The sequence below is a fragment of the Aliivibrio kagoshimensis genome (assembly GCF_050337105.1).
Lineage (GTDB): Bacteria > Pseudomonadota > Gammaproteobacteria > Enterobacterales > Vibrionaceae > Aliivibrio_A > Aliivibrio_A kagoshimensis.
In genome coordinates this window covers 43,305-50,692 of the sequence record NZ_JAKJSQ010000028.1, presented here as the reverse complement: position 1 = coordinate 50,692, position 7,388 = coordinate 43,305, and the positions used below count along the sequence as shown (strand labels likewise).

The window sequence follows — 7,388 nt, the reverse complement described above, 5'->3', positions numbered from 1 at the left end:
GATTTAGGCATATTGGGTACATAAATTGGTTTCGACCAATCTAGCTTACCATGCTTTCTTAGCCACATGAGCACGGTGCTGCGTCCTTGGATACCATAGTGTTTTTGAGCTTGCTTGTAGGTGAAATCGCCTTTTTCAACTTGATTGACTACTGCCAATTTAAAGCCTAATGAGTAATCTCTTTGTGAGCGTCGAGCTCGGTTGGGTGTTGGATTGTTCATTTTAAAGTCCTCAATGTGTAAACACATTTCAGGACGAGACATGGGGTACAAAAAAGCCCAACTTAAAAGCTGGGCTTAACATCTCTGTAGGTAGAATCTATACGATTACTTACCTAGGTCTGCAGTGTGCTCAGATAGGTAGTCTGCAACGCCTTTTGGAGATGCGTCCATACCTGATTTACCTTCTTCCCACTGTGCTGGACAGACTTCACCATTTTTCTGGTGGAAGTTCAAAGCGTCAACCATACGCAGCATCTCATCGATGTTACGGCCTAATGGAAGGTCGTTAACCACTTGGTGACGTACAAGGCCGTCTTCGTCGATAAGGAAAGAACCACGGAAAGCAACACCAGCTTCTGGATGCTCAACATCGTAAGCTTTACAGATTTCGTGCTTAACATCAGCGATCAGTGGGTATTGAACCTGACCAATGCCGCCATCTTCGATAGCAGTGTTACGCCATGCGTTGTGAGAGAACTGTGAATCGATAGAAACACCGATCACTTCAACACCTTTTGCTTGGAAATCTGCAAAACGCTTGTCAAAAGCGATTAGCTCAGATGGGCAAACAAATGTGAAATCTAGAGGGTAAAAGAAAACAACCGCTTTTTTACCTTTTGTGTACTCTGCAAAGTTGAATGAATCAACGATTTCGCCGTTACCAAGAACAGCTGCAGCAGTAAAATCTGGGGCTTGACGACCTACTAGTACCATTATTTGCTCCTAAAAAATTGCATACATCCAAACCTCATTGTTTGGATTATTGTTTGAACGAGACATACTATAGACAAAATGTTAGATTGAAAAAAGAGAAATTAATAGATTATTACAATCGAGAAAAACGATGACAAAATGGCCCTCTTTAAAACAGTTACATTATTTAATTACCCTTTTTGAAACGCGCCACTTTGGTGAAGCGGCGGAACGTTGCTTTGTAAGCCAGTCGACATTAAGTAAAGGTATTCAAAACCTTGAAGAGCTAGTGGGATGCCAATTGATTGAGAGGGAGAGCAAAACCTTTGTTTTTACCTCGGTAGGAATGGATGTGGTTAAGCGTGGAAGAGCGCTTCTTGCTGGTGGACAAGATTTGATGGAGCTGGCGCAATGTAAAACCGATTGCATGCAGGGCCAGTTGAAAGTGGGCTGCATACCAACCATCGCTCCTTTTTTATTAAGTGACCTAGTGCAAGAGGTCAATCGAAATTTTCCTCAACTCGATCTTCTGTTGAAAGAGGACACCACCACCAATCTTTTAGCGGCACTTAAACAGGGGCAACTTGATGTGTTGATTTTGGCCCTGCCTGTTGATATTGGAACCATGGAGAGCAAAGTGGTGGGGAGAGATGCGTTTAAGATGGTGATCAGTAAAGAGAGCATAGATTCTATTTCCCAGCCAATTCACTATGACGAACTGCCCGATCAATCGGTATTTCTGTTGGAAAAAGAGCACTGTCTAACAGAGCATGCGGTCTCAGCTTGTCAACTCACAAAAAGAGAGAAGATAAACCCCTTTAGTGCCACTAGCCTTCACACTTTGGTTCAAATGGTGGCCAACGGATTAGGCACCACATTTATTCCAGAGATGGCGATCAAGCACGGTTTGCTAAAAAATCAAAATTTAGTAGTGGTTGAACCACCTGGCAAAGAAGCCTATCGTGAAATTGGCTTAGTATGGCGATCGAGTTCATCGCGTTTAGACACCTTCGAGCAACTCGCTAAGTTGGTAAAGTCGATTCTTTAGCATGCATAAGAGCGTTTATTCGATCCTGTTTATTCAAATATTTCTATGGGTTCAACCTCTTCTTGCAGTTCGAGTAAGTTGATCGCAATTCCTACAAAATCGGTATCGGTAATGATGCCAACCAATTTCCCATTTTCTAAAATCGGCAAACAGCCAATCTTATGCTTTTGCATGAATTTTGCGGCCTCTTTTAGTCCACCATGTGGGCTAACGGTCATGACACTCTTATGCATTAGCTCAGAAAGTTGTGCTAAATGGTTAGTGTCTAACTCTTCTGACTGTCTTTGCAGTGAGGACTCTTGAGCAGACAGTAGATCTTTTTGAGTGACCAGTCCGAGAAGCAAACCCTCATCATCAACAATAGGAACGTGGTGAATATCATGTTCCGTCATCATGTTGCGTGCATCGTCAATGGAGTTTGAGCGAAGCAGGGTATGCGGGTTTGGGGTCATCATATCGGATACTTTAAACATAATGGGTACCTGCTATAAGTGATTGACTGAAGTGTGATTGCTTTTATAAATATAGAGGGAATTCGTCGTAAGTTTTGCGAGCGGAATGGTTTTTGGCTCTGTTCATCAAGCTTTCGAGCCTTTTTCTGTCTTAAGTCAATTTTTGGCGGCTTTATTACCAACAAAAAGCCGTTAATTGTTACAAATTGCGTTCTTTAGCAACTGTGAATCATTAATCACTTTGGGTATACTGTCGGCCAGCTGAAATTTAGGGCAACAAACATGCAAGTATCAGATTTTCACTTTGACCTTCCCGATGAGCAGATCGCTCGTTATCCCCAGGCAGAACGTACAGCCAGCAGGCTTCTGCAATTAGATGGTAACTCGGGTCAACTCTCTCACCGTCACTTTAAAGATATGCTTGATATTGTCGATCCTGGTGATTTGCTGGTGTTTAATAATACCCGCGTAATTCCGGCAAGAATGTTTGGCACGAAAGCGTCAGGTGGAAAACTGGAAGTATTGGTAGAGCGTATGCTTGATGAACACTCAATACTTGCTCATGTTCGCTGTTCTAAGTCACCAAAACCAGGCTCGCGACTGTTCCTTGGTGAAGAGGCACAGTATGAAGCGGAGATGGTTGTACGCCATGATGCGCTTTTTGAAATAAAATTCATCTCTGAAAAACCCGTACTGGATATTTTGGAAGAGATAGGGCACATGCCGCTTCCACCCTATATCGACCGTCCAGATGAAGACGCAGATAAAGAACGTTACCAAACCGTTTATAATGAAAAACCTGGGGCGGTTGCCGCGCCAACAGCAGGTCTACATTTCGATAATGAATTGATGTCGAAGATGACAGACAAAGGTGTAGAATTTGCTTATGTCACGCTTCATGTCGGCGCAGGAACTTTCCAACCGGTTAAAGTGGATAATATTCATGAACATCACATGCATGCTGAATATGTCGAAGTTCCTCAAGAGGTGGTGGATGCTATCGCTGCGACGAAAGCACGTGGTGGTCGAGTCATTGCAGTAGGGACGACTTCTGTACGCTCTCTAGAAAGTGCGGCTCAATTTGCTTTAAAAGAGGGGCGTGAGTTTGGAACCTTCTTTGGCGATACCGATATATTTATTTTTCCTGGGTATGAATATCAGTTAATTGATGGCCTGATTACCAACTTTCACCTTCCAGAGTCTACGCTCATTATGCTAGTCAGTGCTTTTGCTGGTTATGATAATGTGATGAAAGCGTATGACTCTGCGGTAAACAATCAATATCGCTTCTTCAGTTATGGTGATGCGATGTTTGTCTCTAAACGAGACATGAAAATCGAAAAATAACGCATAATTGAAACACCAATAAATACAGTTAATCGGCTAAGCTGACATTCAAAAACATAGACACTTGATTCTAAGGTTAGCCATATATCAGTGAGGAGTTCTTGCTCACTCATTGGTGTCTGGGCTCGGCCATTCCGAGAGTAAAATAAGCTAAGTCAGATTGTTTCTCTGGCTAGTGGAGGATTCGTGAAATACGAACTACTTAAAAAAGACAAAGGTGGCCGTGCTCGTCGTGGCCGTTTAGCATTCGAACGTGGCACAGTAGAAACCCCTGCATTCATGCCTGTTGGTACTTACGGTACTGTAAAAGGGATGACACCAGAAGAAGTGAAAGAGACTGGCGCTGAAATCCTATTAGGGAATACCTTCCATTTATGGTTGCGTCCAGGTCAAGATGTCATGAAACTTCATGGTGACCTGCATGACTTCATGAACTGGAACGGTCCGATTCTGACCGATTCCGGTGGCTTCCAAGTCTTTAGTCTTGGAAAAATGCGTAAAATCACTGAAGAGGGCGTACATTTCCGTAACCCTGTTAATGGTGACAAGATTTTCATGGACGCTGAAAAGTCGATGGAAATTCAATATGACCTTGGTTCTGATATTGTGATGATCTTTGATGAGTGTACGCCTTACCCGGCAACTCATGATGAAGCGAGAATCTCAATGGAGCGTTCGGTACGTTGGGCACAACGTAGCCGTAATCAATTTGATAAACAAGAGAACCCTAATGCGCTGTTTGGAATTGTCCAAGGCGGCGTATATGAAGATCTTCGTGATGTTTCTGTCGCAGAGTTAACGGATATCGGTTTTGATGGTTATGCGGTTGGTGGATTAGCCGTTGGTGAACCTAAAGAAGATATGCACCGTATACTTGAGCATACTTGTCCAAAACTGCCTGAAGATAAACCTCGCTACTTAATGGGAGTGGGTAAACCTGAAGATCTGGTTGAAGGTGTGCGTCGTGGCATCGATATGTTCGATTGTGTGATGCCAACAAGAAATGCACGAAATGGTCACTTATTTGTGACTGGTGGTGTGATCAAGATCCGTAATGCGAAACATAAAACTGACACAACGCCTTTAGATCCGCATTGTGACTGTTACACTTGCAAAAATTACAGTAAATCCTATTTGCATCATCTAGATCGCTGTAACGAAATTCTAGGTGCTCGCCTGAATACTATCCATAACTTACGCTACTATCAGCGTTTAATGGCCAGTATTCGTTTGGCATTAGAAGAAGACCGTTTTGACGTGTTTGTAGAAGAGTTCTACGCACGTCGAGACCGTGAAGTTCCAACTTTAAATAATAAATAATTAACGAGGACGTTATTCAATGAGTTTTTTCATCTCTTCAGCTCACGCAGCCGGTGAAGCAGCCCCGCAAGGTGGTGGTTTTCAAATGTTCATCATGCTTGGCATGTTTGCAGTTATCTTCTACTTTATGATCTATCGCCCACAAGCTAAGCGTACCAAAGAGCATAAAAACCTAATGGCCTCTATGGGTAAAGGTGACGAAGTACTAACAGCTGGTGGTTTAGTTGGTAAAATTACGAAAACTTCAGAAGAGAGCGATTACATTGTGATTGCACTTAATGACAGCAATGAAGTCACTATCAAAAAAGATTTTGTTAGTGCAGTTCTTCCAAAAGGTACGCTTAAATCTCTATAAGCTATCGCTGAGAACACAATTTATATGAAAATGCCCCACTATTTTTCTTTTAGAAATTTCGGGGCATAAACGTTTTAAGGATCCTCGCTGTGCTAAACCGTTACCCTTTGTGGAAGTACATAATGATAGTGTTTACGCTAATCATAGGTGCACTCTACGCTCTTCCCAATATATATGGTGAAGATCCAGCAATTCAAATTACTGGAGTACGTGGTGCTCAAGTAGAAACGACTATGCTGGATACTGTCGCTAACCAATTAGAAGACAACGGTCTCTCTTTTAAAAATGTCGCTTACGAAAATAATTCAATACTCGTTCGCTTTAATGATACTGATACCCAAATCAGTGCGCGCGACATTATCAATGAATCTTTAGGCAAAGAGTTTATCGTTGCCTTAAACCTTGCTGCTTCAACGCCAGATTGGCTTGAATCAATTGGTGCAGCGCCAATGAAGCTGGGTCTTGATCTACGTGGTGGTGTGCACTTCTTGATGGAAGTGGACATGGATTCCGCGATGGAAAAACTGATTGGCCAGCAAGAAGATACCTTTCGTACTGAGCTGAGAGAAGAGAAAATCCGTTACCGCGCTATCCGTAAATTGGGTAACGATGGAGTGGAAGTGGTTCTGCGTAATGATGAACAGTTAGAGCAAGCCAAAAAAGAGCTCTCTTCTCTTCATCCAGATATGACTATTCTCGATTCACCTTCTACTAGCTACGCACTCGTTGCCCGATTCACAGAGGCTCGCCTTCAAGAGATTCGTAACTATGCAGTAGAACAAAATATAACAATTCTACGTAATCGTGTTAATGAGTTAGGTGTTGCTGAGCCTTTAGTACAGCGTCAAGGTGCAAGCCGAATTGTTGTCGAACTACCTGGTGTTCAAGACACAGCCCGCGCTAAAGAGATTTTAGGTGCGACAGCGACACTTGAATTTCGAGAAGTGGATGACAAAGCGGACTTAACCGCTGCGGCGAGTGGCCGAGTGCCTCCTGGCAGTGAAGTCAAGTTTGACCGTAACGGCCGTCCAGCGGTACTTAAAAAGCGTGTCATTTTAGGCGGTTCAAGTATTACTGATGCAAGCTCAAGTGCTGATGAGTACGGTCGCCCACAGGTTAACATCTCGCTCGATAGCGAAGGTGGAAGCAAAATGTCAGCCTTCTCTAAGAAGAGCGTAGGCAAGCTGATGGCAACGGTATTTACCGAGTATAAAGATAGTGGTAAACGCACTCCAGCAGGCAAAGTTATTTTAACTAAGCATGAAGAGGTCATTAACCAAGCGACGATTCAAACTGCACTAGGTCGTAACTTCCGAATTACCGGTATCGACTCACAAGCAGAAGCACACAATTTAGCGTTGCTTCTACGTGCAGGTGCTCTTATTGCACCGATCTCTATCGTAGAAGAGCGTACGATTGGACCATCAATGGGGCAGCAGAATATCGATATGGGTATTCAAGCGTGTATTTGGGGTATGGTCGCAGTAATGCTGTTTACTCTGCTTTATTACCGTAAGTTTGGTTTGATTGCCAATATTGCTTTGGTGACAAACTTAGTGCTTATCATCGGTATTATGTCGATGATTCCAGGGGCGACAATGACCCTACCAGGTATTGCCGGTATTGTATTAACTGTTGGTATGGCCGTTGATGCAAACGTACTGATCTTTGAGCGTATTCGTGAAGAGCTTCGTGAAGGGAAAAACCCTCAGCAGGCGATTCACCAAGGTTACGCTAATGCATTTAGTACCATTGCCGATGCCAATATTACGACATTGATTACTGCGATTATCCTGTTTGCTGTCGGTACTGGCGCAATTAAAGGTTTTGCCGTAACACTGTCAATTGGTATTTTAACCTCTATGTTTACTGCTATTGTCGGAACACGTGCCATCGTGAACCTGGCGTACGGCGGTAAGCGTATTAAGAAATTGTCGATCTAAGGAAGTATT

Annotated in this window: 7 protein-coding genes and 1 pseudogene; 5 read left to right on the top strand and 3 right to left on the bottom strand. The window is 43.1% G+C overall.

Annotated elements, in window-relative coordinates:
• Together L4C32_RS11005 and L4C32_RS11000 are read right to left on the bottom strand one after the other, a co-directional pair.
• Positions 1-221, bottom strand: a pseudogene (locus L4C32_RS11005) (IS3 family transposase); the annotation flags it as partial.
• A 105-nt stretch (positions 222-326) separates the two neighbouring features.
• Positions 327-935, bottom strand: a complete 609-nt coding sequence (locus L4C32_RS11000; protein ID WP_428196928.1) for a peroxiredoxin C — start codon at positions 933-935, stop codon at positions 327-329.
• Positions 936-1,065: 130 nt separating this feature from the next.
• Between L4C32_RS11000 and L4C32_RS10995 the strand changes: the two genes are divergently transcribed.
• Positions 1,066-1,962 carry a hydrogen peroxide-inducible genes activator gene (locus L4C32_RS10995; protein ID WP_428196927.1) on the top strand — a complete coding sequence of 299 codons (897 nt, stop codon included), beginning with the start codon at positions 1,066-1,068 and terminating at the stop codon, positions 1,960-1,962.
• 29 nt (positions 1,963-1,991) lie between these two features.
• Here L4C32_RS10995 and L4C32_RS10990 read toward each other — a convergent pair whose 3' ends face one another.
• A complete protein-coding gene (locus L4C32_RS10990; RefSeq protein ID WP_428196926.1) occupies positions 1,992-2,435 on the bottom strand; it encodes a CBS domain-containing protein in 444 nt (147 codons plus the stop codon).
• 261 nt (positions 2,436-2,696) lie between these two features.
• Between L4C32_RS10990 and queA the strand changes: the two genes are divergently transcribed.
• The 4 genes from queA to secD all read left to right on the top strand — a co-directional run bounded on the left by queA (position 2,697) and on the right by secD (position 7,379).
• Complete coding sequence (gene queA / locus L4C32_RS10985; RefSeq protein ID WP_428196925.1) at positions 2,697-3,761, top strand: tRNA preQ1(34) S-adenosylmethionine ribosyltransferase-isomerase QueA; 1,065 nt, start codon at positions 2,697-2,699, stop codon at positions 3,759-3,761.
• Positions 3,762-3,947: 186 nt separating this feature from the next.
• A complete protein-coding gene (tgt, locus tag L4C32_RS10980; protein ID WP_428196924.1) occupies positions 3,948-5,081 on the top strand; it encodes a tRNA guanosine(34) transglycosylase Tgt in 1,134 nt (377 codons plus the stop codon).
• A gap of 19 nt (positions 5,082-5,100) precedes the next feature.
• Positions 5,101-5,436, top strand: coding sequence for a preprotein translocase subunit YajC (gene yajC, locus L4C32_RS10975; RefSeq protein WP_428196923.1), 336 nt, complete (start codon positions 5,101-5,103; stop codon positions 5,434-5,436).
• An 89-nt stretch (positions 5,437-5,525) separates the two neighbouring features.
• A complete protein-coding gene (gene secD / locus L4C32_RS10970; protein WP_428196922.1) occupies positions 5,526-7,379 on the top strand; it encodes a protein translocase subunit SecD in 1,854 nt (617 codons plus the stop codon).
• The last annotated feature ends 9 nt before the right edge of the window (positions 7,380-7,388 follow it).